The 25,331-nt window shown below is 70.6% G+C and carries 20 protein-coding genes and 1 pseudogene; 6 read left to right on the top strand and 15 right to left on the bottom strand.

The genetic code is table 11. The features are described from left to right. Window positions 1-2: 2 nt before the first annotated feature. The 7 genes from VN461_17850 to VN461_17820 form a co-directional block, all read right to left on the bottom strand. On the bottom strand, window positions 3-920 hold the full coding sequence (locus tag VN461_17850) for a hypothetical protein (protein HXB56637.1): 918 nt from the start codon (window positions 918-920) through the stop codon (window positions 3-5). A gap of 276 nt (window positions 921-1,196) precedes the next feature. Further along, window positions 1,197-1,637 carry a hypothetical protein gene (locus tag VN461_17845; GenBank protein HXB56636.1) on the bottom strand — a complete coding sequence of 147 codons (441 nt, stop codon included), beginning with the start codon at window positions 1,635-1,637 and terminating at the stop codon, window positions 1,197-1,199. Window positions 1,638-1,780: 143 nt separating this feature from the next. Continuing rightward, window positions 1,781-2,479 (bottom strand): protein-glutamine glutaminase family protein, encoded by a 699-nt coding sequence (locus VN461_17840; GenBank protein HXB56635.1) that lies wholly within the window; start codon window positions 2,477-2,479, stop codon window positions 1,781-1,783. A 101-nt stretch (window positions 2,480-2,580) separates the two neighbouring features. Then, window positions 2,581-3,495, bottom strand: coding sequence for a hypothetical protein (locus tag VN461_17835; GenBank protein HXB56634.1), 915 nt, complete (start codon window positions 3,493-3,495; stop codon window positions 2,581-2,583). Window positions 3,496-3,534: 39 nt separating this feature from the next. Continuing rightward, window positions 3,535-4,467, bottom strand: a complete 933-nt coding sequence (locus VN461_17830; protein ID HXB56633.1) for a hypothetical protein — start codon at window positions 4,465-4,467, stop codon at window positions 3,535-3,537. A gap of 2 nt (window positions 4,468-4,469) precedes the next feature. After that, window positions 4,470-5,435, bottom strand: a complete 966-nt coding sequence (locus VN461_17825) for a hypothetical protein (protein HXB56632.1) — start codon at window positions 5,433-5,435, stop codon at window positions 4,470-4,472. Between the two features lies 1 nt (window position 5,436). After that, window positions 5,437-6,324 (bottom strand): hypothetical protein, encoded by an 888-nt coding sequence (locus VN461_17820; protein ID HXB56631.1) that lies wholly within the window; start codon window positions 6,322-6,324, stop codon window positions 5,437-5,439. A 276-nt stretch (window positions 6,325-6,600) separates the two neighbouring features. Between VN461_17820 and VN461_17815 the strand changes: the two genes are divergently transcribed. Further along, window positions 6,601-7,725, top strand: coding sequence for a M20 family metallopeptidase (locus VN461_17815; protein HXB56630.1), 1,125 nt, complete (start codon window positions 6,601-6,603; stop codon window positions 7,723-7,725). Window positions 7,726-7,728: 3 nt separating this feature from the next. Here VN461_17815 and htpX read toward each other — a convergent pair whose 3' ends face one another. The 3 genes from htpX to VN461_17800 form a co-directional block, all read right to left on the bottom strand. Next, window positions 7,729-8,604, bottom strand: coding sequence for a protease HtpX (gene htpX / locus VN461_17810; GenBank protein ID HXB56629.1), 876 nt, complete (start codon window positions 8,602-8,604; stop codon window positions 7,729-7,731). A gap of 71 nt (window positions 8,605-8,675) precedes the next feature. Further along, window positions 8,676-9,464, bottom strand: a complete 789-nt coding sequence (lpxA, locus tag VN461_17805) for an acyl-ACP--UDP-N-acetylglucosamine O-acyltransferase (GenBank protein HXB56628.1) — start codon at window positions 9,462-9,464, stop codon at window positions 8,676-8,678. 7 nt (window positions 9,465-9,471) lie between these two features. Then, complete coding sequence (locus tag VN461_17800; protein HXB56627.1) at window positions 9,472-11,166, bottom strand: D-aminoacylase; 1,695 nt, start codon at window positions 11,164-11,166, stop codon at window positions 9,472-9,474. A gap of 86 nt (window positions 11,167-11,252) precedes the next feature. On the opposite strand from VN461_17800, the gene VN461_17795 reads away from it, so the two are divergent. Next, entirely contained in the window at window positions 11,253-11,888 is a 636-nt protein-coding gene (locus VN461_17795; protein ID HXB56626.1) for a hypothetical protein, read from the top strand. Between the two features lie 275 nt (window positions 11,889-12,163). On the opposite strand, the gene VN461_17790 is transcribed toward VN461_17795, so the two are convergent. Then, window positions 12,164-12,769 carry a YceI family protein gene (locus VN461_17790; GenBank protein ID HXB56625.1) on the bottom strand — a complete coding sequence of 202 codons (606 nt, stop codon included), beginning with the start codon at window positions 12,767-12,769 and terminating at the stop codon, window positions 12,164-12,166. Then, window positions 12,766-13,275, bottom strand: a complete 510-nt coding sequence (locus VN461_17785) for a MarR family transcriptional regulator (GenBank protein ID HXB56624.1) — start codon at window positions 13,273-13,275, stop codon at window positions 12,766-12,768. The genes VN461_17790 and VN461_17785 overlap by 4 nt, the downstream gene beginning before the upstream one ends. 127 nt (window positions 13,276-13,402) lie before the next feature. Between VN461_17785 and VN461_17780 the strand changes: the two genes are divergently transcribed. The 3 genes and pseudogenes from VN461_17780 to VN461_17770 all read left to right on the top strand — a co-directional run bounded on the left by VN461_17780 (window position 13,403) and on the right by VN461_17770 (window position 14,770). After that, the gene (locus tag VN461_17780; protein HXB56623.1) at window positions 13,403-14,053 is read left to right on the top strand and encodes a hypothetical protein; all 651 of its coding nucleotides are present in this window, start codon (window positions 13,403-13,405) and stop codon (window positions 14,051-14,053) included. A 48-nt stretch (window positions 14,054-14,101) separates the two neighbouring features. Beyond that, window positions 14,102-14,365: a hypothetical protein gene (locus tag VN461_17775; GenBank protein ID HXB56622.1), complete on the top strand. Its 264-nt coding sequence runs from the start codon at window positions 14,102-14,104 to the stop codon at window positions 14,363-14,365. Window positions 14,366-14,377: 12 nt separating this feature from the next. After that, window positions 14,378-14,770: pseudogene (locus tag VN461_17770) on the top strand (deiodinase-like protein). A gap of 83 nt (window positions 14,771-14,853) precedes the next feature. Here VN461_17770 and VN461_17765 read toward each other — a convergent pair. Continuing rightward, complete coding sequence (locus VN461_17765) at window positions 14,854-19,458, bottom strand: hypothetical protein (protein HXB56621.1); 4,605 nt, start codon at window positions 19,456-19,458, stop codon at window positions 14,854-14,856. A gap of 342 nt (window positions 19,459-19,800) precedes the next feature. On the opposite strand from VN461_17765, the gene VN461_17760 reads away from it, so the two are divergent. Then, a complete protein-coding gene (locus tag VN461_17760) occupies window positions 19,801-20,217 on the top strand; it encodes a hypothetical protein (protein ID HXB56620.1) in 417 nt (138 codons plus the stop codon). 11 nt (window positions 20,218-20,228) lie between these two features. On the opposite strand, the gene ppc is transcribed toward VN461_17760, so the two are convergent. Both ppc and VN461_17750 read right to left on the bottom strand, forming a co-directional pair. Beyond that, window positions 20,229-22,982, bottom strand: a complete 2,754-nt coding sequence (ppc, locus tag VN461_17755; GenBank protein ID HXB56619.1) for a phosphoenolpyruvate carboxylase — start codon at window positions 22,980-22,982, stop codon at window positions 20,229-20,231. Window positions 22,983-23,144: 162 nt separating this feature from the next. Then, window positions 23,145-25,325 carry an acylase gene (locus tag VN461_17750; protein ID HXB56618.1) on the bottom strand — a complete coding sequence of 727 codons (2,181 nt, stop codon included), beginning with the start codon at window positions 25,323-25,325 and terminating at the stop codon, window positions 23,145-23,147. Window positions 25,326-25,331: the final 6 nt, after the last annotated feature.

Here is a 25,331-nt window from a genome sequence, read left to right as displayed (position 1 = left end):
CCCTACCGGAGGGGCGGCTGGGCGAAGCCGCCCTCGCCCCGCTCGCGCTCGCGCAGGCGGTCTGCCTGGTAGAAGGGCCGGGGCAGGACGCCCAGGGCGCGCAGGGTGCTTCCGTACTCGTACCTTAGCGTGACCCGCTCCGATGGGCTCGGCTCGGGATCGAAGCTCACCAGCACGACGGGGTCGTCGGCCCGCTGCCCCCAGCCCGTTCCCGGGAACGAGCGCGGACGCTCAGGGGCGGCGTAGCCTTCGGCCCTCGAGCGCGCGCCCGCGGCCGCATCGGAGGGGCGGTCCTCCGACGGAGACGCCTTGGCCATCGGAGGCGAGGGCTCGGGGAGGGGGCTGGGCGGGGGAGCCTCCGCGCGCGAGGTCTCGTCGCCCTCACGGGGGGAGCGGTTCCAGCCGGGGCCCGCCCCGTCCTTGAGCCAGGGTCGATACACTTCGTGTCGGCGCTCCCGGTAGACCGCGATCTCGATCCAGCCCATCTTGGAATTCGCCTTCCCGGAGCGAGCGGCGTAGGAGGCGCGCTCGTCCACGAACGTGAAACGCCGCACCTCGGCGAGAGACGTCCGCCAGCCCCGGACGGTGGTCTGGTCCCAGGGCCCGAGCACATACATGCGACCGGGGCCGATGTCCGGCTGCCCGCTGATGGCGTTCAGGCCGTCCACCGTGACCACGACCCCCACCCGCTCCCGCGTGCGATTGGCGAGGGTGATGGCGTAGCGGCCTCCCTCCCGCGCCTCCAGATACCAGCGGTCGGAGCCGTCGGGGGCGGGGTAGAGGGGCGAGAAACCGCCGTCCACCTCGACCGAGACGCCGACCATGGTTCCCGGCCGTTCCGGACGATCCCAGGCGGCGGAGACCGGGTAGGCCAACCCTAGGCCCGCCACCGAAACCAGAAGAGTTCGAAGTCCGCTCATGATCCACCCCCACCGATTGGGGCCCGGACAGCCTCGGAGCCGGGGCCGCCCACCGTCGCCCTCTGCCCCTGTCTACAAGGCGGGTGGGAGGTCTATTCCAGAGCGGGCGGGGCCCGGCGGGAGGTGGGACCAAGTCGCGGAACGGGCCTCGGGGAGGCCTTCCTGGGGCTCCTCCGCGAGGGCTAGAGTAAGAGCAGGTTGAGCGTCGAGACCCCCGCCGACGTTGGGCGGGCGCCGCGGGAAGCGTGAACGGCACGTCGAGGACGCCGACGGCGGTCAGGGCTTTCCGACGTGGAGGATCTCCTTGCTGTCGGGCTCGACGACCAAGGGGAGAGGGGCGTGCGTCTGTTGCGCGTCCTTAAGCCGGTCGCGCCACTCCGCGTAGTCAGCGCGCGTCGTTCGCAGAAAGTACATCGAGGGCTCCCGGAGGATGGCGACGCTCAACCGGTCGCCCTCGGGAGCGTTGCCGACACTCTCGATTCGCTTGGGGAGGACGACCAGGATCCGGCGCACGGCCCCGGTGGCAGGGTCCGCCTGCACATAGATCGGGGTGCCGGAGTCCTGCTTGTCTTTGAGCAAGCCAAGCCAGAAGTCGAACCGCTTGTCGCTCCGGAGCAACGTGAAGCGGCTGCCGTCGGCCAGGCGGAGCGTCCCTTCGGAACTGCCCGGTGGGGCCTCGCAGCCGGCCACCTTCCCGATGATCACTTTTTCTTCCATCTCGCCTGCCCTCGCCTGTTGGTGAGTCCCTAACCGGCCCCCCGTTGCCGCTCCTAGGCTGGCCGCGGCCAGGACCAAGCCGCCCGTCACTGGCCATCCGGTCCGGCGAGGAGCGGCCCCCGCTCCACCCGGGAGGCTGCTCCTCATTTCTTCGGACCGGCTTTGTCCTCGAACAACTCCGGGTGGACCTTCTCGCGTTCGTCGCGCCGTTCCGTCATCTCCTTGAGGACTTCCTTGGTGTGCGAGCGGTCGTCGTCCTTGTCCACGTACGGGTTCGTCGCCGGTGTGCCGTCGGCCAGGTTGTCCGGCGTCTTGTAGAACACGTCGCCTCCCGAGAACTCCAGCCGCGACTTGGCGTCGCCCTGCTTCTGCTGCCACTCCTCGGCGGGGATGGGGCCCTTGGCGATGGAGGGATCGATCACCATCTGCTTCGCCCCCCCCGAACCGTCCTGCACCCACACCGAGGGGGCCACATGGTACCGCCAGGTGACTTCGCCGGCGGGATTGTAGGGGGTGGAGACCTTGAGCGTACTCTGGTTGGACTCGAACTGGCTGCCGTAGTTCCAGGCTTTTCCCGCCTCGACGCCGTCGGCCTTCATGGTGAAGTACATCTCGTGGGCCCGGGCGTAGCAGCCGTCGTCGGGGTAATTGAAGGGGACGTTGGGGAGGGCCGCCATCTCCGTAAAGAGGGCCTGGGCCTGGGCCGAAGTGAGCGGGTTGGTCGCGCTGCCGGCCGCCCCCGTCCCGCCGCTCCCGAAGCGCGCGGGCGCGGGCGTGCCCGCGCTCGCGTGCAGCCAGCCCGGATAAGGGATCAGGGGGAGTGGTGCCGGCCCGCCGCTCATCGCACGCCTCCCGGGCGGACCGGACCGCCCCCGCCCGATGCCCGGCGGGGGCACCTCCGCCCCGCGGTCCTCCTGGCGCGAGCGTCCGCCCGAGGATCCATCTACATGTTCACGAACGAGAACTTGGCCAGCAGCTCTCTCACCCGGCCGAGGGCAGCCAGGGCGGTGGTGATCTCGGCGTGGGTCGTGCTCAGACCCTCGTCCAGGGCGTGCTTGCCCTCCTCGCCGATGTCCGCCGTGCACTCTTCGGCCTCGGTGTGCAGGCTTTCCAGGTGACCCTCGAGGGTGGAGAGGAGAGACGAGAGCTGTGCCGCCTCCTCCTGCTCCTCGTGGGTGCACTCCTCCACCGCATAGTTAACGACGTCGCGGGCATGGGCGTGGGCATCCGCAAAGGCGTGCTCCACCATCCCTTCCACTTCCGCGAGCTTCTCCGCCCAGTCGGCGTAGACCTGGTCGAGCCGGGTCTCCTCCTCCGCGATCAAGCTCCGCAGGTGCTCGGAGCGCTCCTTGATCTCCTCCTGCATGTGATGGAGGTCGTTCCCGACCTGGTCCTGCAGGAACTCCCGGGCCTCGCTCAAGGCCTCCTCGAGGGCGGTCTCCGCGGACTGGGCGTGCTCGGCCAGGGCGTGGGCGGTGGAGCTCACCGCCTCCACCATCGACTCCACCCGGGGCTCGATCGAGGCCACGTGCTCGGAGAAGCCGGTCAGGTCGGAGGAGGCCCGCTGCATCGCGGAGTGCGCTTCGCCCTGGGCGGCGTGGGCGGCGGTCGCGACCTCGCCCAGGGAATGGGCGGCGGCTTGGCCCTCCTCGTCCAATGTGCCCTTCTCTTCGTGCACCTTGGCGAGCAGGGCCTGGAGGCGCTCGTCCAGGGTGGCCCAATCGCCGTCCACGTGGCTCGTCACCGTGGAGAGCTGCTCCTCGAGCTCCGCGAGCTCGTGCTGGGCCCGGCTGATCTGGGCCTCCAGCCCCTTGAGCTGGACCAGAAGGTCCGCCGCCGCCGTGTCGAGATCCGCCACCCCTACCTCCCTTACCCCGCTCCCCTCCCGGAGCGGGGCTCACCTCCAGTTGAGGCCCACCTCGTTCGCCGCCTGCTTCACCGATTCCAGCGCCCGGGCGAGCGGGGGCATGGCCTGTTTCAACTCCTCGAACTGCGCATGCACCTCTTCGCGCGCCCGCTCGGAGCTCGCTCGGGCCTCGGCCGCCGCGTGGGAGACCCGGCCCAGCGACTCCATCACCCGGGAGGTGGCCGTCTCGATCCGCGGCCGGAGGTCCGCCTCCGCCTGCTGCCGCAGCTCCTCGATGAGATGGTCCTTCTTGCTGGCCAGATCCGCGGCCGTCTCGCGCACGCTCCCCTCGTGGGCGGTGCGCAGCTCCCGCAGCTTGTCGAGGGTTTGGGCCACCCGTCCCCGGGCCTCCTCGAGGTGGCTCTTCATCCGGTCCCGGAGGCCGCTGAGCTCGCTCGCCACCGCCGTCTGCACCTCCTCCACCGTGTGCTCCAGGGCCTGGGCCTCTTCAGAGACGGTCTTGAGGGCTCCGTCTAGCTCGGCCTGCCCGGAGTGGATGGCGCCCGCCAGGGCGGCCAGGGCCTGCTTGGACTCTCCCTCCGCGGCCCGGGTGCGCGAGCCTCCCTCGCCCAGGTGACTCTCCAGGCTCTTCGTCGCCGTGCCCACCGCGTCCACGCCGTGGTTCAGCTCGCCCTCGTCCCCTTCCAGGGCGTGCAGGCACTCCTGCAGGGCGGCCTCGACGGCCTGCGCGGCCGCCTCCAGGTGGGCGTGCTGCTCCGTCCCATCGGCCTTCAGCTCGGCGAGGGCGGCGTGGAGCTGGGCCAGATCCTGCGCCGCCTCCGCCCGCTTCTCCCCGAGGTCGTGCAGGAAGGCCTGGACCGACTGCTGGACCTTGGCCCCCTCCTGCATGATCGGGGCGAGATGGCCGCTCAGGGCGGGGGCCATGGTGTGCACGAGGGAGAGCGTCTCCTTGAGGGTGGTCATGATCAGTGATCCATGGCTTTGATGAGCTCGTCGACGTGCTGGATCACGCCCTCCGCGACCTCGAGCTCGCTGGCCAGGGGGGGCAGCTCGGCCGCGATCTCGTGGCCGGCGGTGAGCATCGAAACCTGCTCGCCCAGCTCCCCTACGAGGGGCGGGATGTCGTCCGTGGCCGCCTTCTCCGCGGGCTCCTCCACCCTCTCCGACCCCAGGGTGGTGAGGGCGTCCGCGGAGGCCTGGAAGAGGGAGCTGACGGCGTCCATGAGCTCCTGCCCCTCGCTGTCGATCTCCGCCCCCCAGCCCTCGTAGAGCTGCTGCATCTCGTCCCCGACCGCGGTGCACTCGCCGTCCACCTCGGGCCCCAGGGCGTGGAATCCCGCCCCGCACTCCCCGGCCTCCGCCTCCACCCCCTGCCGGTCCCCTTGGTCAATGGCCTCCGCGGCCGCATCCAGGGCGCGCTCCGCTTCGGTCATGGAGGTGTGCAGCTCCTGGGTGAGGGTCGGCACCGCGCTCTCGAGGCCGGCCCAGGCCGCCTCGGCGTCCGTCCGGGAGGCCTCGACCTCCTCTTCCACCTCGTGGAGGGCGGAGGCGAGGGCCTGGAATCCCTGGTCGTGGAGGCTGGAGCAGTCGTGGTCGAGCGCGCCCTTCGCTCCCTGGACGGCCTGGTCGAGCGCGGTCTCCGCGTGCTCGATCTCATCGAGGGCGGCGGCGCAGCGGGTGTCGGCCACCGCGTGGGCGGAGGTGGCCACGCCCTCGAGCTCGGTGTGGGCGGCCTCCGTGGAGGCTTCCAGATCGGCCTGGAAGCCCTGAAGGTCGTGGCCGAAGCTCCCCAGTTGGCCCTCGACCTCCTCCGCCAGCCGGTCGAGGGCGGCCGTGTCGGACTCGACTTGGTTGGTGCTCTCCGACACGTGCGCCCCCGTGTCCCTCAGGAGGGCGATGAACTGCTCGATCTGCTCGGCGGTCTGTTCCACGTCAATGCAACCGGTTGGCGCTCTCGAGAGCGGGCTTGATCTCGTCCAGGATCCGAACCACCTCGTGAACCTTGTCCAGGACCTCCCGGGACTTCTCCTTGAGGGCGGTCTCGCGGTTGGCGGCCAGCTCGCCCAGGGCCTCGATCGCGCTCCGCAGGGGGGCGGCCGCGCTCAAGATCCGCTCCTTGGCCTCCTCCGCGAACTTCTTCTTCGCGGCGGCCATGGCCTGGTTGTGCTCGGTCAGCATCCGGTTGGCCATGTCAATGAGGTGGGTCGCTTGATCGTTCAAGAGGGCGTGGATGGCGTCGGTCAGGGTGTGGATCTGCTCCGCGACCGTGGTCTCCAGATCCTGGACCGCGTGGTGGAAGTGCTCCTTGCGCTGGTCGACCTCGCCGCGGGCGGCGGCCACCGCGTCATGGAAGCCGTGGATGGCCTGGCCCGCCGCCTGCAGGTGCTGGTCGGTGGCCGCCTCCACGTCGCCGATCCGGTGGGCGAGCTGCTCGAACTCGGAGCCGGCCGCGTCCACCTGGGGGTCGAGTTCGGCAAGGAGGTGCTCCCGGTGGGTCTCCAGGTCGTCCAGGTCCTTGTGGACCGCGCCCAGGAGGTGGCCCACGCGTTCCCGGACCTCGCCCGCGCGCGTGCCCAGCTCGGCCAAGTGGCTTCCCGCGTTGCGGCCCGCCCCTTCCAGCCCGTGCTCCGCCTCCGCCAGGTGCGCGGTCAGGTCCTGGCAGAGCCGGTGGGCCTGGTCCGCCCCGCTCGTGAGGCGCTCTCCGAGATGGTCCGCACGGTCGATCAGGCTCCCGATCGCCTCCGCCGCCTCGGCCGTCCCCTGCGAGAGGACGGTGCACTGGGCTACGGCCTCCTCGAGGAGCTCGTTCATGAGCGCCATGGTCGCCCTCGTTTACCGCTCGTCCGGCTCGTGGAACTCAGGACGAGCCCGGACCGCGGCGTCACCGTGATCCGCGTCACGCCGCCGGCCCACTAGGTCTGGGATCCCAGGAAGTAGACAGCGGGGAATCTAGGGCGGCCTCCAAACCTTGTCAAGGGTAGCGCGCGCCGCTTTTCGCTCTGGAGCGCAGCGATCTCGCCTCCCCGGCCCCCCGCGCGCGGAACGAGAAAGCAGGGCTATCATTCCCTTTTCCCTTCCGGCGGAGGAGCCGCGGGCATGGATAAGGACTGGTTGGGCCTGTTCGAGCCGGCCCTCTCCCGCATGAGCGCCGACCTCGAGGCCCTGGTCTCCATGGAGAGCCCTTCCGAGGACGCGGGCCGCGTCTCTCTTCTCGCGGGGTGGATCCGCGACCGTCTCCGTGAGCGGGGGGTCGGGGCCGAACTCCGGCCCTGTCCGCCCCGGGGGGAAGCGCTGCTGGCCTCGGTGGGGCCGCGGGACGGCCGGACCCTCCTCCTCGGGCACCTGGACACGGTGTGGCCGGTCGGCTCCCTCCTCACCAGCCCCTACCGCGTCCAGGGCGAGAGGGCCCAGGGCCCGGGCGTCTTCGACATGAAGGCGGGGATCGTGGTGGCCATGGCCGCGCTCGCCGCCCTGGGCCGGGAGCGCCATCCCCCCGCGGTCTCGCTCCTGCTCGTGCCCGACGAGGAGGTGGGCACCCTGGCCTCCCGGGATCTCCTGCTGAGCGTGGCCCGCCGCCACCGTCAGGTGCTGGTGCTGGAGCCCTCCCAGGAGGGGGCGGTCAAGATCGCGCGCAAGGGTACCGGCCTCTTCCGGGTGTCGCTCACCGGGCGCTCGGCCCACGCCGGGCTCGATCCCGAGAAGGGGGCATCCGCTTTGGCCGAGCTGGCGCGCTTCGTCCTCTTCCTGGAGACCCTGGGCGACGCCGCCCAGGGCACGAGCGTCACCCCGACCGTGGCCCAGGCCGGCTCCGTCACCAACGTGGTGCCCGAGAGGGCCACCGTTTCCGTCGACGTGAGGGTATGGTCCAAGGAGGAGGCGAGGCGGGTGGAGACGGCCATCCGCGAGCATCGGTCGGCCGACCCCCGCGTGTTCATCGCCGCCGAGGGAGGGTTCGACCGGCCGCCCATGGAGCCCACCCCCGCCTCCCAGGCCCTCTACGCGCGGGCCAAGAGCATTGCCCTCGGCCTCCGCTTCGAGCTCGGCGCGGCGCGGGTGGGGGGGGCCTCCGACGGCAACCTCACCGCCGCCGCTGGCCTGCCCACCTTGGACGGGCTGGGCCCCGCGGGGGGAGGGGCCCATGCCCGCAATGAGTACGTTATCGTCCCCGACCTGCCCCGTCGGGCCGCGCTCCTCGCCGGTCTGGCCGTGGAGCTGGACTGACCCTCAGCGGGCCCCCGCCTCCAGGGCCGCGATCCGTACTTCCAGGGGCGGGTGGCTGGCGAGCAGGAGGCCCGGGCCGCCGGCAATCTTGAAGTTGGCCAGAGCGGGGTGGGTGTTGTCGACGAGCTTCTGGTTATCCTGGAGCCGCCGCAGCGCCCCGATCATGTTCTCCCGCCCGGCCAGGACGGCGCCCCCCGCGTCCGCCCGGAACTCGCGCTGCCTCGAGAACCAGCGGATGATGAGAAGGCCCAGGAAGCTAAGGCCGATCTCGAGGACGATCTGGACCAGGAAGGCGACCATGTTCGCCATCCGCGAGTCCATGGCCTGGCGGATGAAAAAGGCGACGATGCGGGCGAAGAACATGGCGAAGGCGTTCACCACGCCTTGGATGAGGGTCATGGTGACCATATCCCCGTTGGCGATGTGCGTGACCTCGTGGCCGAGCACGCCCTCGATCTGGGCATGGTCCATGGTGCGCAGGAGGCCGCTCGAGACCGCCACCAGGCTCCGTGTCTTGCTGGGTCCGGTGGCGAAGGCGTTGACCTCCTCGGATTCGTAGGTGCCCACCTCGGGCATGGGCAAATTCGCCTGGCGGGTCAGGTTGCCGACCGTATTGAAAAGCCAGTCGAGCTCCGCGTTGCCGGTCTGCCCGTTGATGAGTTCGACCCCCACCGCGCGCTTGGCCACCCAGCGCGACATCAGCAGGGAGATGTAAGACCCCCCCATGCCCCACACCGTGCAGACGACGGCCAGGGCGAAGAAATTGAGGCCGCCCCCGGGGTGGATGTAGCCGGCCACCCCGAGCAGCCGGAGGACGATCGACAGGGTCACGATGATGGCCACGTTCGTGGCCACGAAGAGGAAAATCCGCTTTCCCATCGGCTTGCTCTCCTTTGATTGTTGCTTTCCCGGCCAGTCTACCCAGGAAGGTCGGGCCTGACAAGATCCGCTCAGCCCCCGTCGCGCTCGCGCTCCTCCCCGGAGATGCCGCGGCGGGACGAGCGCACGAACGCGATCATCTCCTCGACGAGCGGATCCGAGAGCGCGGCCATCCGCTCCAGGGCGGCCTCTCGGGGCAAGGAAGAGCGGAGGAGGAGTCGGTAGCCCTCCTTGAGGGCCCGCACCTGGGCCGGGCCGATCCCCGCCCGCCTGAGCCCCACGCTGTTGAGGCCGCGGGCCCGCCCCGGCGCCCCGTCCGTGACCACAAAGGGCAGGCAGTCCTGCACGATCTTGGCGTTGCCCCCGACCATGGCCAGGCGGCCGATGCGGCAGAACTGATGAACGACCACCCCCCCCGAGAGGAAGGCGCGATCCGCGATCTCGACGTGGCCGGCCAGGGCCACGTTGTTGGCGAGGATGACCCCATCCCCGATGCGATCGTCGTGGGCCACATGGGCGTAGGCCATGAGGAAGCATTCCGAGCCCACGACCGTGGCCCCGCCGGGAGCGCTGGAGCGGTGGAGGGTCACGCCCTCGCGGATGCGGTTGCCGTCCCCGATGCGGAGGCGGGACTCGCCCCCCGCGAAGGCCACGTCCTGGGGCTCGCCTCCCAGGACGGCGCCTTCGTGCACGGTGTTGTCGGCGCCCAGGTGCGTGAAGCGCTTCACCACCGCGTGGGCCCGGATCTCGCTCCCCTCCCCGATGACCACCTGGTCCTCCACCACGCAGTAGGGGCCGAGCACGACCCCCCGTCCCAGGGTGGCGCCCGGGCTCAGGATGGCGGTGGGGTGGACGCTCATGCGCGGATCAAGGAGCGCCCCGATATCCGGGGCCCTTCAAGGCGCGGCCCGGCCGGGCGGCGGTGATCGCCCCGCCGTCGACCACGAGCTCGCCGTTCACGGCCACGTAGGGGATGCCTTCGCTGTAGTGCAGCGGGTCCTCGAAGGTCGCCCGGTCGCGGACGGTCTGGGGATCGAAGGCCACGAGGTCCGCCGCCATCCCCGGCCGGAGGATCCCGCGCTCGGAGAGCCCCATCCGCGAGGCGGGCAGCGACGTCATCTTGCGGATGGCTTCCTCGAGGGGGACGAGTTTCTCCTCCCGAACGTACTTCCCCAGGATGCGGGCGGCGGAGCCCCAGGCCCGGGGATGCGACTTCTCCTCGGAGAAGATGCCGTCCTCCGCCACCGCCCCCGAGTCGGTGCAGAGCGAAACCAGGGGGTGACGCAGGGCGGTCCGGACATCCTCCTCGCTCATGATGAAGACGACGTTGGAGGTGTTGGCGCGGTCGGCGATGACCAGATCCATCATCACGTCCCGGGGGTCCTTCGCCTCCTCCTTGCCGATCTGCTCCAGGGTCTTCCCCTCGTACTTCTTGAGGCTCGTGTTCACGACGCTGACGATGAGCACGCTCGCGGCCCCCCCCGAGCCCAGGTACTGGTTCTCCCAGCTCGGGTCGTCCCGCTCGAGCTCGGCCTTGACCCGCTCCCGCACGGAGGGATCCTGGAGGCGCGCGATCATCTTGTCCTTGCCCCCCTCCCGCACCCAGAGGGGCAGGCCGGCGTCGAGGCCATTCTGGCCCGCGAGGTACGGATACTGGTCGGCGGAGACGTCCAGCCCCTGCGCCCGCGCCCGTTCCAGGCGCTGCAGCACCTCCGGCATCCGGCCCCAATTCTTCCGGTAGGCGGTCTTCAGATGGTAGATCTGAGCCGGGATCCGGGCCTCGCGGGCCACCCGGAACACCTCGTCCAGGCTCTCGTCGATGAGGCTCGACTCCGAGCGCTGATGGGAGATGTAGCTTCCCCCGTAGCGGGCGGCCACCCGGGCCAGGCTGACGATCTCCTCCGTGGAGGCGAAGCGATCGGGCACGTACTGGAGGGAGGTGGAGAGGCCGAGGGCGCCCTCCTCCATGGCCCGGGCCACTGCCTCTTCCATGGCCGCGAGCTCGGAAGGGGTGGCCTTCCGCTCCTCCTGCCCGATCACGAAGTCGCGCACCCCTCCCGCCCCCACGAACGTCCCCAAGTTGATGGCGGGCCGCGCGCGCGCGAACGCCCTCCAGTAGCCCTCCAGGGTCGTCCAGTCGGGCGTCACCCCGTAGCGGGCGTAGGTCTCCTTGTTGTTGGCGATCATGCGGGCGTTCAAGGGGGCGATGGAGGTGCCCTCGCCCGTGATCTCGGTCGTGATGCCCTGGGTGATCTTGCTCGCGGCCCGGTTGTCGACGAGCACGTTGTACTCGGACTGGCCGAGCATGTCGATGAAGCCGGGGGCCACCACCAGTCGGGAGGCGTCGATGCGGCGCCTGGCGGGCAGGCGGGCGAGATCGCCCACCGCCGCGATGCGGTCCCCGCGCACGCACACATCGGCCTGGAACCAGGGGGCGCCGGTGCCGTCCACGACGCGGCCGCCCGCGAGGAGCAGGTCGCAGGCCGCCGGGGGCGCCGCGGCGGCCCCGTGGGGAAGGGCGAAGGGAAGCGCAGCGGCCAGGGCGTAGAGCAGCTTTCTCAACACTCACCTCCGAGGGCCCGATTCTAGCCCGGGGCGCGGAGAGGCGCCGCTTGTCAGGGGGGGGCCCCGGGTGATAGCAGTTGCGCGTGGTCTCGCGGCTCCCCGGCCTCCTCCTCTTCCTGCCCGTCCCCCTCGTGCTCTGGCTCTTCACCCGAGCTCCCCTCGGCCTCGCCCCCTCCCTCGGCCTGGGAGCCGCCCTCGTGGTCACGCACCGCTTCTACGCCCGCCCCTACTCGCGGCGGCGGGCCCAGGCACGGTGCCTTTGGTGCGGGGGACCGGCGGCGAGCGGTCCCAGCGTGCAGGCCGCGGAGCCCCTCGGGATCACGACCTGGCGTGCCTGCGGCCCCCCCCACGCGCGGCGCCTGGAGGGGGTCTTGGCCTGGGCCGGCCGCCACGCGGGGTTTCTTCGGCTCGGCATCCTCGGCACGCTCGTCGCCTTCCTGCCGGGTGCTCTCCTCGCTGACCGCGGCCGCCTCGGACCCCTGACCGCGGCCGACGCGGTGGCATTCTTCCGCGCCGGCGTCGCCCTCACCGTGCTTCCGTTGGGCTGGCTGTCCTCGCCCGCCGACTCGCCCTCGCCCGAGCCTCCGCGGCTGCCCTTCCCCCTCCACATCCAGGCCCTGGTCGGCACTCTCACCGTGGTGTGGCTGTTCCGGCTGGTGGGCCTTCTCTGGCTGGGCCTGGGCCTTGGGCACGCGCTGCGCCGGCTGGGCTGGATCTAGGGAGTTCTAACGGATGGAGGCGGTGGGGGGCACCATGCTTTCTGGGGGGCAACGACCTGTTGCGGTGAACCTCGAGGCGTGATGGCCCTCCGGGAGCGAGGGGGCGTTGGCCTAGGGGGAGCCGACCGCGGCCGCGATGTTCACCCGCGCCCCGAGCACCGTGCGCAAGCGCTTCGGGGGGGCGGACTTGAACTGAGACCCTTTTCCGCGCGATGAGTTCGCGAGCCCTGAGAGGAACCGAGCCGGGCGGGGGGACCGCCCGGCTCGTCACCCGACTACTTGGCGGCCGGGGCCGACTCCTTCTGCTTGACCGTCTCCAGGTTGATGCTCACGCTGACGTCATCCCCGAGCAGCGTCCCTCCGCTGTCCAGGAGCTTGTTCCAGATGATCCCGTAGTCCTTCCGGTTGAGGGTGGTCGAGGTCTCGAAGCCGGCCCTCTCGTTGCCCCAGGGATCCTTGACGAAGCCCAGGAAGGTGACGGGCAGCACCACGTCTTTGGCGACCCCGTGGATGGTGAGGGTGCCCGAGACGTTGTAGTGGTCCTTGCTGGTGGCCACGATCTTCGCGCTCTTGAACGTGATCTCGGGCAGCTTCTCGACGTCGAAGAAATTGGCGGAGCGCAGGTCCTTGTCGCGGTTGTCGTTGGCGGTGTCGATGCTGGCCGTCTTGATCGTGAACTCCACCGAAGAGAGTTCGGGCTTGGCGGGGTCGGCGTGGATGGTCCCGGAGAATTCCCGGAAGCGGCCGCTCACCTTGTTCACCAGATGGCGGACCTGGAACACGGCCTCGGAGTGGCTCTTGTCGACATTGTAGGTGTCGGCGGCGAGGACGGGGGTAGCGGCCAGCACGAATGCGGCCAGGGTCGGAAGCTTGCGGATCATGATCTTCTCTCCTTGTCTAAATGCATGGGGGGTTGGGGGCCGGCCTCGCCGTTCCGGATGACGTCCAGCAGGCGTATGAGCCGGCGGGTGTGGGTGATGCCCAGGGGACGAAGGAAGCTCTCGGTGGCCTCGTTCATGGGCCGGTCCAGGTTGGCGAGCAGGCGGAGGCCGGAAGAGGTGATGCGGCAGAGTACCCGGCGGCGGTCACGGGGGCAGCGCGCTCGTCGCCCCAGGCCCTTCTCCTCGAGCCGGTCGAGAAGCCGGGTCACCCCGGGGGCCTGCTCGATCATGCGCTCCGCGATCTCCAGGGTGGGGAGGCCTTCGCTTCCCGCCCCGCGGAGGATGCGCAACACGTTGTATTGCTGGGGGGTTATACCCTGGGGGTCCACCACCCCCGCCAGCGCGCGGCGCAGCAGGTCCGCGGTGCGAAGGAGGGCCACCGCCCCCTCCTGGGACGGGGAGGGGAAGGGACGGCGCTGACCGATCTCCCGCTCGATGCTGCCCACGCCAGAGAACTTAATGGATCAATCAATGACTCGTCAAGTAAAACTCCGTCAAAGGGCCAAGAGGAGCACCGCGACCCCGATCACCGTGGCATGATGGGGGGGCTCGAGTTCGAGCGGGGGAGGGAGGATGGGCGAGGGGCTGCTCGGGGCTCTGGCGGTGGCGGCGGCCACCGTGGGCTCGCTTCATTCTTTGGCCCCCGACCACTGGGTTCCCTTCGCGGCCGTGGCGCGGGCCCGGGGCTGGTCCGCCGCCCGCACGGCCCGGGTCACCCTGCTGTGCGGGTTCGGCCATGTCACCACCTCGGTGGCCTTGGGCCTGCTCGGCCTCTTCCTCGGGTTTCGGGTGCTGGAGGCCTTCGGACGCCGACTGGAATCGGTGGGAGGGATCCTTCTCCTGGTCTTTGGCCTGCTCTACGGGGCCTGGGGGCTCCGGCGGGCCGCCGGCCGGCGCCTCCACGGCCACGCTCACTCCCACTACGACCACGTCCACGATCCCTCGGGGATCACGGTCTTCAGCCTGTTCCTGCTCTTCTCCGCCGATCCCTGCGTGGCCGTCGTGCCCCTGATGATGGCGGCCGCTCCCGGGGGCCCCCTGCGTCTGGGCGCCATCGTGATCGTTTACGAGCTCGCCACCCTGGCCGCCATGGTGGCCCTGGTGCTGCCGGCACGGGCGGGGGTGAGCGTGATCCGCGCGGGCTGGCTGGACCGCTACGGGGACGCGGTCGCGGGCGGGCTCATCGCCGCGGTGGGGCTGCTGGTCACCGGGCTGGGCTGGTAGGGCCCCCTCTGGCCCCGCCCCCCCTCTCACGTTACACTACCGCGCGCCATGCATAAGAGAACGAAGAGAAGCCTGCTGGTGGGCACGGCCTTGGGGCTGGCGGTCGTCGCGGGGGGGGCAGGGGCGTACATGTACCTCGTCCGCAAGGGGATCCTCCGCTACAACAAGTACGATCGCCGCGCCGAGGGGGCCCTGAGCGTCGGCCAGACCGCACCCGATCTCAAGCTCGAGATGTTCGAAGGCTCCCCCGTCCAGCTGTCCGGGCTTTGGAGCGAGAAGCCTCTGGTCCTGGTCTTCGGGAGCTGTACCTGACCGCCCTTCCGCAAGAAGATCGGTGATCTTCATCGCATCTACGACGCCTACCGCGACCGCGCCCAGTTCCTCACCGTCTACATCACGGAGGCCCACCCCGAGGACGAGTGGTCGATGGAGTCCAACGTCAAGGACGGGATCGTCTTCAAGCAGCCGCGGCGGATCGAGGACCGGCAGGCGGCGGCCAAAATCCTGGTCGATCGCCTGAAGTACCGGATCCCCGTGGCCATCGACCCCATGGATGGCCCGGCCGAGAAAGCCTTTGCCGCCTGGCCGGAGAGGATCTACGTCCTGGGGGTGGGAGGCCGCGTTCTCTACAAGGGGGAGATGGGACCCTTCGGCTTCCTCCCCGAAGAGGCCGAGAAGGCGCTGGCCGACCACCTGGCCCGCGCGGCCCGGTTGTAAGAGAGCCCCGCCCGGGCAATAGATAAGGAAGGGCCGATCCGGCCATCCGCGGCCCGCTCGGCCCGACTCGATCCCGACCCCGACTATTGCACGGCGAACACCAAGTCGTCGTGGTCGTCGTACGCGCCCGTGCTACAGGCCGACGCGCGGCCCTGATACCGGAAATTCGCGCGGACCGCCTGCAGGCTGCCCGTGGGCAGCGTGTACGTCGCGGATAGGTTCTGGACCCCGCCCGCAGGGGGGACGATCGTGGCGATGAAGACCCAGGTGGGGCTGCTGGCGTTGGCCGCGTAGTAGAGGTCGAGGGCGTCGGACGACCCCGTGCTCCACGCCCACACCGTGGCCGTGATCTTCACCGTCTTGCCGTGGGCCAGGGGGCTCCCGTCCGTGGTGGCCACGACAATGCGGTCGTTGGACTCGTCGGAATGGAAGGTTCCGGAGGTCCCGTCGGCGCAGGAGTTGTTGATGGTGTTGGGTTGGTGCGCCTCCGCGCCCCCGGACATGTTGTCGCGGCCCAGGAGCAACGACGCTCCGGAGTCGCAGGAGCTCCCCACCGTCGCGCACTTCGGGGCTTTCAGGGTGGTGTCGTAGACCGCGCTCTGCGGTCCCCCCCCCGGGGTGTTGACGGTGAGACTCAAGGTCGTGCTGTGGGTGAGCGAGCCGGAGATCGCGCTTAGGGTCACCGTCGCCGGCCCCGTGGTCGCGGAAGCGGAGGCGGTCAAGGTCAAGGTGGAGGTGGCGCTGCCGTTGGCGGGCGGCGTCACCGGCGTCGCGGAGAAAGCGGCGGTCACGCCGCTCGGGAGCCCGGATGCGCTCAGGCTGGTGGCGGAGCTGAATCCGCCAAGGCTGGCGACGGTGAGGGTGCTGGTCCCGCTCCCGCCCTGGGTCACGGTGACCGACGCCGGGGAGGCCGCGATCGTGAAGTCGGGACTACCCGCGCCCACTGCGAAGATCAAGTCGTCGGCTTCGTCGTAGGACCCGCCGCTGCAGGGAGAGGCGCTACCCAAGTAGCGGAAGTTGGCGCGCACCGCCTGCAGGCTGCCGCCCGTGGGCAGGGTGTAGGTCGCGGAGAGCGCCTGGGCCCCGCCCGCGGTGGGGACGATGCTGGTCTGGATGGGCGTCCAGGTCGGGCTGGTGGCGTCGGCCGCATAGTAGAGATCGAGAGCGTCCGAGGATCCGGTGTTCCACGCCCACACCGTAGCCGTGACCTTCACCGTCTTGCCGGGGGCGAAGGCGCTGCCGTCCGTGGTGGCCACCACGATCCGATCGTTGGACTCGTCGGAGTGGAAGGTCCCGGAGGTGCCGTCCGCGCACGAGCTGTTGACGTTGTTGGGCTGGTTCGGCTCCGCCCCGCCGGACATGCTGTCGCGACCCAGGAGCAGCGAGGGGCCGGAGTCGCAGGAGTTGCCCACGGAGGCGCACTTCGGCGCCTTGAGGGTGGGGTCGTAGGTGGCGGTCAAAGCCCCGCCGGGGCTGGTGATGGTCAGGGTGATGGTGGCGCTGTGGCTGGTCGAGCCGGAGGTGCCGGTGGCGGTCACGGTGTAGGTGCCGACGGCGGCGCTGACGGAGGCGGAGAGGGTCAAGGTGGAGGGGGCGCTGCCGTTGGCGGGGGGCGTCACGGAGGCGGGCGAGAAGGAGGCCGTCACCCCGCCCGGTTGGCCGGTAGCGGAGAGGGAGGCCGCGGAGCTGAAGCCGTTCAGGCTCCCCACGGTGATGGTGCTCGGGCTGCTCCCCCCCTGGACGACGGTGACCGAGCTGGGCGAAGCCGACACCGAGAAGTCGGGGGCCGCGGTCACGGTGAGGTTCACGGTCGCGGAATGAGTGGTCGACCCTGAGGTCCCGGTCACGGTCACGACCGCGGTGCCCGTGGTGGCCGAGGAGGAGGCAGTCAGGGTGAGGGTGGACGCCCCGCTGCCGTTGGCGGGGGGCGTGACCGAGCCCGGCGAGAAGGAGGCCGTGACCCCGCTCGGCACCCCGCTCGCGGAGAGGGAGACCGCGGAGTTGAAGCCGTTCAGGCTGCCCACGGTGATGGTGCTGGTCCCGCTGCCCCCCTGGGCGACGGTGACCGAGCTGGGTGAGGCCGACACCGAGAAGTTGGGGGCCGTGGTCACGGTGATGCTGACGGTAGTGGAATGAGTGGTCGACCCGGAGGTGCCGGTCACGGTCACGACCGCCGTGCCCGTGGTGGCCGAAGAGGAGGCGGTCAGGGTGAGGGTGGACGCCCCGCTGCCGTTGGCGGGAGGCGTGACCGAGACCGGCGAGAAGGAGGCCGTGACCCCGCTCGGCACTCCGCTCGCGGAGAGGGATACCGCGGAGCTGAAGCCGTTCAGGCTGCCCACGGTGATGGTGCTGGTCCCGCTCCCCCCTTGGGCGACGGTGACCGAGCTGGGCGAGGCCGACACCGAGAAGTTGGGGGCCGCGGCCACGGTGAGGCTGACGGTGGTGGTGTGGGTGGTCGACCCCGAGGTCCCGGTCACGGTCAGGACCGCGGTGCCCGTGGTGGCCGAGGAGGAGGCAGTCAGGGTGAGGGTGGACGCCCCGCTGCCGTTGGCGGGGGGCGTGACCGAGACCGGCGAGAAGGAGGCCGTGACTCCGCTCGGCACCCCGCTCGCGGAGAGGGAGACCGCGGAGCTAAAGCCATTCAGGCTGCCCACGGTGATGGTGCTGGTCCCGCTCCCCCCTTGGGCCACGGTGACCGAGCCGGGCGAGGCGGACACCGAGAAGTCGGGGGCCGCGGTCACGGTGAGGCTGACGGTGGCGGAGTGGGTGGTCGACCCCGAGGTCCCGGTCACGGTCACGACCGCGGTGCCCGTGGTGGCCGAAGAGGAGGCGGTCAGGGTGAGGGTGGACGCCCCGCTGCCGTTGGCGGGAGGCGTGACCGAGCCCGGCGAGAAGGACGCCGTGACCCCGCTCGGCACCCCGCTCGCGGAGAGGGAGACCGCGGAGCTGAAGCCGTTCAGGCTGCCCACAGTGATGGTGCTGGTCCCGCTCCCCCCCTGGGCCACGGTGACCGAGCCGGGCGAGTCCGAGACCGAGAAGTCGGGGGTGGCGGTGGTCGCGCAGGAGGGGAACTTGAACGTCGCGATGCGCGTGCTCCAGTTGAAAGCCCCCGTGCTCTGCTCGTACTCCTGCGTGTACCAGAAGGTGCAGTCGTCCGCGGGGTCGATCTGCATGGCGCTGTAGTCGCCCCAGCGGGTGAGGCTTTGCCCGCTCTGCGATCCGTTGCCGGTGACGACCACGGTTTCCGCTTGCAGGGTGTTCAGGGGGTCGGTGGAGAGTCGACCCGTGACCCGGACGCTGGGATGGAGCGAGGAGCTGGAGGCGCTGTAGCCGAGGAGCATGTTGCCGACGTGGTCCATGGCGACGCTGCCCATCCAGCGGTAGGTGGCGTCGGGCTGGAACGTGGACTGCTGGGTGACGGCGGGTGTCCCCCCCGGGGAACGGATCTCATACCAGCGGACGCCGGAGACGCCGGCGGAGGTGACGGAGTGATTCGTGACCAGCGCCTCGTGATCGCCGAAGTTGCGATAAGCCAGGCGGTACATCATTCGATCGGCGAGCGAGTCGACCTGCTGCGACGTGCCGGCCTGAGGGATGCAGGTGCCACCGTTGCAGGCCTCGGCGAAAGCGGCCACGGGCAGGCTGGTGGGGCCGGTGAGGGTGGAGTTGCTGGGGGTCGTCCAGTCGACGTGGAACTTCCAGAGGTTGAGCGCGCTGAGACTCACGTCGTCGAAGGCCAGCACGTACTCGGGGGAACCGACGGGAGGCGGGGTTGCGCCGTCCAGGTCCCCGGGCAGGAGCCCCCCGTAGTTCGAGGAGAGCTGAAAGCATTGCTGGGTGGCGGCGGTGCCGTTCAGCATGGCGCTGCGGTCCATTGCGCAGACCTGGGCGCCGCTGAAGGTCACCCCTCCCGCGAACATGTTGTAGGTGACGTAGTAGGCGTCGGGCCAGACGCCGCCCTTCGGATAGTCGTTGAAGTCGGCGAACTGGTAGGAGTAGCGGTTCCAGGTTCCGGTCGCATCGGAAGTCGTGGAAACGGCGACGCACTGATAATAGGGCGGGCCGCCGGTGACGGCGAACTGCATCATCAGCCAGCGGTTGGCGGCCTTGTCGTACATAACGATGGGATCGCCGTCGTTGTCCGTCTCGCACGACCCTCCGAAGCCCTGCCAGACCGTGTTGCCAGCCACGGGGCCGTAAATCACCGCGCCCGTGGACTTATTGAAGACGGCGAAAGCGGTGTTGACCCATTGGACGTACTGGGTCGCGCCCACCGCGCCTTCGGTGTCCGGGGGGGCTCCCGTGGGGGTGTAGCTTGGAACGCCCACACCGTCGAAATTCAGACCGGCGCTCGCGCTGAGGGCGGGCGTGATCGCGCTCGTCAGGGCGGCTTGGCGGGCGGGGTCGGCGAAGAGCATGAGCTGCGCGGGGGTGAGCAGGGGATGCTGGTGGGCCCACCGCTTCACCTCGTGCCGGTCCAGCTCGGCCCAGTTGGGGGCGATCTCCGGCATCTCCCGGAGCGGGGGCGACTGGTCGAAGTGATCGGGGCTGAGGAACGCGGGATTTGTCATCCGCTTGATCGGATGGGTCGTGTTCTGGGCGGCGCGAGCGGGACCGTCCGAGGACATGAGGGCCAACGCGCAAAGACCCAGGCCCCCTCCCACGAGTAGTCCGGCGGTTCTCCTCATATCTCCTGCCCCCTCGCAGTCTGGAGTGTCGTTGACCCCCGCCGAGAGCCCTGCCGGCGGGGAAGGTGTGCGGACGCTACGCCCCTGGGTGGCGGGCCGGCGGTGGGCCCGCTCACATCGCGCTTTTCTGGGGGAAGACGGCGAACGACGTGCACTCCCGCAAGACCCCCTGTCCGCTAGAAACCCCGGACGGGCCCGGAAGAACCTCGCGGACCCCACTTCGTTGGCTGGCCCGCAGCAACTCTCAACTAAGTCGGGGGATTTTCAGCCCGCCCCGTCGTCCTGTCAACAAAAAATTGAATGAATTGAATAAAAGCACGCGGCGGACGTATCTTGAAGGACATGACCGCGATCGGTGGCAGAAGGGTGCTCGCGGCCCTGCTCGTGCTCGGCGGCCTATTCCCCCCTCCCGGGGCGGAGGCCGGGACGCGCCTGGCGAGCGGAGAGTGGGGCGGACAGCACGTGCGCATGTCGGTGGGGGAGACGGGGGCCCTCCTGGAGTTCGATTGCGCCCACGGGAGCATAGGCGAGGCCATGGTCCTGGACGAGAGAGGTCGGTTCGAAGCCAAGGGTCGCTTCGTCCGCGAGCACGGTGGCCCCACCCGCAAGGACGAAGCCGAGGGCGGCGCTCCCGCCCTCTACCGTGGGTCGAGCGAGGGCACGAACCTGGTCTTGGAGATCGCCCTCGAGGAGGGCCCCTCCTTGGGTCCTTTCCACCTGACCCTCGGGGGGCGGGCCCGCCTCGTCAAGTGCCGGTGAGCCCTAGGCTCTCACCCCGTGTTCCGCAGCCCGGCCGCAATCCCGTTGACGCTGAGGAGCACCGCCTCCTTGAGCGCGTCCGCCTCTGGCCCCCCGGGTGCGCTGCGCAGCCGGCGCAGGAGCGCCACCTGGATGTAGTTCATGGGATCGATGTAGGGGTTGCGGACGCGGATGGAGCGCTGCAGCCAGGGCTCGTGGTCCAGCAGGTCCACCTGGCCGGTGAGCCGGCGGAGGGCGGCCTCCGTCCGCTCGTACTCGGCGCGCAGGAGGGGAAAGATCTCCCTCCGCGTCTCGGGGTCGGCCAGGCCGGCGTAGACGTCCGCGATCAGGAGGTCGGCCTTGCGGAGGGAGACCTGCGCGTTGTCGACGAGGGTTCGGAAGAACGTCCACTCCCGGTACATGGCCCCCAGCAACTCCCACTCCGCGCCGGTCTGGGCCCAGGCCTCGAGGGCCGCGCCCAGACCGTACCAGCCGGGCAGGGTGAGCCGGCTCTGCGTCCAGGCGAAGACCCAAGGGATGGCCCTTAAGTCGGCGATGCCCTCTCCGGGGTGACGCCGGGCGGGGCGGCTCCCGATGTTGAGCTCCCCGATTTCGTCCACGGGCGTGGCCGCGCGGAAGTAGCGCAGGATCGCGGGCGAGCCGTGGACGAGCGATCGATAGGCCTGCTCGGCCCGGGGCGCGAGGGCGTCCAGGGCCTCCTGCCAAGCCCCCCCCCGCGAGGGGCTGCTCGTCCTCGACCGCTTGCCGCTGGTCACGAGCACGGCGTGGACCAGCTGCTCCAGGTGCCGCCGGGCCAGATGGGGGTTGGCGTAGCGGGTGGTAATGGCCTCCCCCTGCTCCGTGAGCTTGAGCCGGCTCCCCACCGATTCCGGGGGCTGGGCGAGGATGGCCCGATTGGTGGGTCCACCCCCGCGGCCCACGGAGCCGCCCCGGCCGTGGAAGAGGGTGAGGGTCACCCCGTGGCGGGCGCAGAGGGCGGCCAGGGCGCGCTGGGCCAGGTGCAGCTCCCAGTTCGCGGTCAGGTAGCCCGCGTCTTTATTGGAGTCGCTGTAGCCGATCATGATTGCCTGGGCGCGCCCGCGGGCCTGGAGGTGGCGGTCATAGGCGGGGTTTTTGAACAGCCGTTCCATGGTCTGGGGGGCGGCGTGCAGGTCGGCCACCGTCTCGAAGAGGGGGACCACGTCGAGGGCGTCGGCCACCCCCGCGTCCTTGGCCAGGAGGAGCGCGGCCAGGAGGTCGCTCGCGTCCCGCGTCATGCTGATGATGTAGCTGTCGATGGCGGCCGCTCCCATGCGCTCGTGGGCTCGGCGCACCAGCCGGAAGAGCTCCAGCGTTTCGCTCGTGGCCTCGCTGAAGTCGAGGCGGGCGGGAGTGAGGGGCCGGGGGTTCAGGAGCTCCGCGGTCAGGAGCTGGACCTTGGCCTCTTCCCGCCCGGCTCCGAACGCGTCCGCGACGGCGTAGCGCTGGAAGATCTCCGAGAGCGCGCTCGTGTGCCGCTCGGCGTGCTGGCGGAGGTCGAGGGTGGCCAGGTGGAACCCGAAGATCGCGACCTGGGCCGCGAGGGTGGCCAGGCGGCCTTCCGCGAGCCGGCTTCCCCCGTGCGTGCGCAGACTGTCCTGGAGAAGACGGAGGTCGGCCCCGAACTCGTCGGCGCCGGCGTAAGTCCCCGGCCGGGGACGGTGGTCGATCCGCCAAGGGCGCTGGCTGGCCTCCAGGGTGGCGGCGAGCTTGCGGTAGACGAGGGCCAGCTTCTGGCGGTAGGGCTGCCGGCGATAGCGCTGGGCGGCCCGCTCCGCGGCCTCCGGGAAGAGGGCGGCGTCCCTCTCGAGGCTGATCCTTAGCTCGGGGCTCACCCCGTAGCGCTCGGCCGTGCTCAGGTGGCCATGCATGCGCTCGAGGGCCCGCAGGTGGAGGCGGAGCGCTGCCGCCTTATGTTCGCGAAGGGTCTCCTCGCTTGCCCGCGGAGTGACCAAAGGGTTGCCGTCGCGGTCGCCGCCGATCCAGCTCCCGAACCGCAGGAAGTTCGGCACCGCGAAGGAGTGGCCGGGGTAGTACTGATTGAGGGCCCGCCGCAGCCGGGCCGGGATCTCGGGGGCTAAGTCGAAGAGCGTGGCCTCGAAGTAGTAGAGGCCGTTGCGCACCTCGTCGAGGACGCTCGGGCGGTAGGCGCGGGTCTCTTCCGTTTGCCAGAGGGACACGATCTCTTCGCGGAGAAGGCTCAGGAGTGCCTCCGACTCCTCGGGAGTGGGGGAGTGGAAGTCGAGCGTGTGCAGGGCCTCCGCGATGCGGCCGAGCTTGGTGAGGACGGTGCGGCGCTTGGCCTCGGTGGGGTGGGCGGTGAAGACGGGCATGACCAGGAGGTCGCGCAGGAGGGCTTGCATCTCCTCCGGGGAGAGGCCCTGCGCGTGGAGCTCACGGATGGCGGCGGGGACCGTCTCCGCCACGGAATCGCCGTGGGCGTGGGCTTCGCGGGCCCGGCGGCGCAGGACCCGCACCCGTTCCTCTTCCTCGGCCAGGTTCACGAGCTGGAAGTAGGAGGCGAAGGCCTTGACCACCCCCCGCGCCTCCGCCAGGGGCAGGGCCTCCACCCTCCGGAGCAGCCGCTCGCCGGCCGCGCCGTCGCCTCCGCGGTGGGCCTTGGCCAGGGCCCGGATCTCCTCCACGAGGTCGAAGAGGGGCTGGCCCTCCTGCTCCACAAGGGTCTGGCCGAGGAGGTCGCCCAAGAGGTGGATCTGCTCGCTGAGGGCGTCGCGGTCGCCGCTCATCGCGCTCTCCCTGGGCCCGGACGCCCTAGGCGAAGCCGCCGCCCCCGCGTGGGCGGCATCGAGGAGCGGCGCGAGGGGGCGTCCTTCGAAGGGCAGGGGCGGAGGGCGCGCCCGCGGGGGGCGGGAGCCGCCCCGAAGACGGCGGTAGGGGAAGGGGACACCTCAGGGGGTGGCATGGGGACGACTCCCGGGGAAGGTCTCCTGCCCCGGCCGGTACTCCCGCTCCAGGTGCTCCCGAATCTCGGCCTCGTTCAGCCACACGGGCTTCAGCTCCCGCCGCACGAAGAGCGGGGCCTGGTCGGCGTAGTGGGGCGATCGCTCGTCGAGGGTGGCGCTTCCGTACTGGTGGATGCTGCGCGAGCGGACTCGGCCCGCGGGGTCCCACTCCACCTGCAGGACGTAGCTGTCGCCCGCCCAGCCCACGAGTCGCCCATCCGCGGCCGGGCGGGCATAGACCGCGTGGAGGGTGTCCGGACCGCCCCCCACCGGCAAGTCCACCGTCCCGCGGCGCAGGCGGTGGACCTCGCCCCAGGGCACGTCCAGGCGTCCGTACGTCTGCCTTAGAGTTCGGGCCGCCTCTTCCAGGCGGGCCAGGAGCGCGAAGCGCTCGAGGGGCGGCGGTTGGTCGGCGTCCCCGGGCCGGAGCGTCAGCAGGGCGAGGGCGGCCGCGGGGTTCGCGGGATCCGTGTCCAGGTTCCAGCGCCGCAGGAGGTCGGCCGCCTCCCGCAGGAGCGGGTCGTCGGGAAGGCGGCCGTCCACGATCTCGTGGAAGCGGCGGGCGGTCGTCGAGTCGGGAGAATAAGCGGTGTCGAACTTGTAGCGGTCGAAGGCCTCCCGGGTCACGGAGCTGTCTCCCCCGAAGAGCTCGAGGGCCCGCCGCGCGCGGTTGGTCAGGTGCGTCTCGATCCCGAGGCTTGGAGGGTAACGCGCGGGGTCCGGGTTGCCGGGGCCGAGGGTGGCCTGGAAGGGGGAGCTGTTGGAGTTGATGACGAAGCCCGAGGGGGGATTGGTCACCCGGGGCAACTCGTCGAAGGGAAGGTACTCCGTCCAGAGAGTGGCCGAGGTGTCGCCGGCGAGATAGCCCTCCCCGCCGTCGGTCTCCCCGCGGAGGGGCAGGCGTGCGTTGTAGACGTACTCGATGTTGCCCTCGCGGTCCGCGTAACCGCAGTTGAACATGGGCAGGGCGCCCATCCTCATGGCCCCGTGCCACTCCTCCAGGCTGCGCGCCCGGTTCATGCGGTACCACTGCTCCACTTGCCGGACCTCACCCATGCCCGCGAAGCGGATCGCGTAGGTGCCGTGGGGTCGCCGCACCACCGGCCCGTGGACGGACCACAGGGTCTCGCGCCAGAACGTCCAGTGAAGAGGCCCGAAGAGCTTCACCTCGATCGGCACCGTGCGCACCTCGAGTTCCCGCCAGGCCCCGTCGAAGCGGTACTGGTTGCGGTTTCTGGGGTTCGTTTCCAGGAGGTAGACGTCGATGAGGCGGGGCCGGTTCACGGTGTGGGCCCAGCCCAGGTCGCGGTTGTGGCCGTGGAGGACGACCGGCGCCCCCGGGAATACCCCGCCCACCATGTCCCAACCCTGCTCGCTTCTGAGGTGCACCTCGTACCAGGCGACGGGACCCGCCCACGGCTGGTGGGAGTTCACGGCCAGCCTCGTGTAGCCATCGGCCGAGCGGCGGGGGGCGACCGCGATCGTATTGGATCCCAGCGCGGCCTCGTTCTCCCCCGGAGGATCCGCCCGCGCGCGGCGGGAGGGGGCCTCGGGGCGCGTCGGTCCGAAGAGCCCGCCCAGCACCCGGTCCAGGCCGAAGAAGAGCGGCAGCTTGTGGACGAAGCCGGCCACCACGTCCTGCCCCCGCACCGGGTAGAGGCCGGGAAGGGCGGCCCCGGGGTGGAGGGCGGCGTAGTGGTTGATGCCGTCCGCGTAGGCCTCGCAGATCGCGCGCGCCTCCGGCGAGAGGTCCTTTTCGTATCTCGCCTCGACCACGTCCCAGACCCTGAGCAGGGCCACCATGTAGTCGTTGGGCGCAGCGGGGGGGCCGAAAACGGAGGCCAGCCGGCCGCGGGCGGCCAGGAGCGCACCCTGGATGGTGGGGAAGTCGTCCTCGGCGTGGGCCCAAGCCAGGCCATAGGCCGCGTCGGCGTCGGTCTTGCCGAACACGTGGGGTACGCCCCAGCTGTCGCGCAGGATGCGGACGTCGTGCCGCAGGGCGGCGGCGGCCAGACGGGGCGAGGGCCGCGCGGGCGGACGGGGCGCGAGGACGACCCAGAGGGCGAGCAGGGTGGCGGTGAAGGCCACGATGCGAGCAAGCCAGCGGGTTTTGGCGCGCGCGGGCATGACGGC

The sequence above is a fragment of the Vicinamibacteria bacterium genome (assembly GCA_035570235.1).
In the GTDB taxonomy this organism is placed as follows: domain Bacteria; phylum Acidobacteriota; class Vicinamibacteria; order Fen-336; family Fen-336; genus DATMML01.
Note: the sequence above shows the minus strand (reverse complement) of the source record. Positions and strands in the feature narration are given on the sequence as shown.

Coding starts and splice junctions, on each gene's coding strand:
- VN461_17780 (HXB56623.1), top strand. CDS start 13,403: ATGGGCGAGGGGCTGCTCGGGGCTCTGGCGGTGGCGGCGGCCACCGTG.
- VN461_17790 (HXB56625.1), bottom strand. CDS start 12,769: ATGATCCGCAAGCTTCCGACCCTGGCCGCATTCGTGCTGGCCGCTACC.
- ppc (HXB56619.1), bottom strand. CDS start 22,982: ATGAGCGGCGACCGCGACGCCCTCAGCGAGCAGATCCACCTCTTGGGC.
- VN461_17760 (HXB56620.1), top strand. CDS start 19,801: ATGACCGCGATCGGTGGCAGAAGGGTGCTCGCGGCCCTGCTCGTGCTC.
- VN461_17830 (HXB56633.1), bottom strand. CDS start 4,467: ATGACCACCCTCAAGGAGACGCTCTCCCTCGTGCACACCATGGCCCCC.
- VN461_17840 (HXB56635.1), bottom strand. CDS start 2,479: ATGAGCGGCGGGCCGGCACCACTCCCCCTGATCCCTTATCCGGGCTGG.
- lpxA (HXB56628.1), bottom strand. CDS start 9,464: ATGAGCGTCCACCCCACCGCCATCCTGAGCCCGGGCGCCACCCTGGGA.
- htpX (HXB56629.1), bottom strand. CDS start 8,604: ATGGGAAAGCGGATTTTCCTCTTCGTGGCCACGAACGTGGCCATCATC.
- VN461_17845 (HXB56636.1), bottom strand. CDS start 1,637: ATGGAAGAAAAAGTGATCATCGGGAAGGTGGCCGGCTGCGAGGCCCCA.
- VN461_17820 (HXB56631.1), bottom strand. CDS start 6,324: ATGGCGCTCATGAACGAGCTCCTCGAGGAGGCCGTAGCCCAGTGCACC.
- VN461_17775 (HXB56622.1), top strand. CDS start 14,102: ATGCATAAGAGAACGAAGAGAAGCCTGCTGGTGGGCACGGCCTTGGGG.
- VN461_17765 (HXB56621.1), bottom strand. CDS start 19,458: ATGAGGAGAACCGCCGGACTACTCGTGGGAGGGGGCCTGGGTCTTTGC.
- VN461_17750 (HXB56618.1), bottom strand. CDS start 25,325: ATGCCCGCGCGCGCCAAAACCCGCTGGCTTGCTCGCATCGTGGCCTTC.
- VN461_17815 (HXB56630.1), top strand. CDS start 6,601: ATGGATAAGGACTGGTTGGGCCTGTTCGAGCCGGCCCTCTCCCGCATG.
- VN461_17850 (HXB56637.1), bottom strand. CDS start 920: ATGAGCGGACTTCGAACTCTTCTGGTTTCGGTGGCGGGCCTAGGGTTG.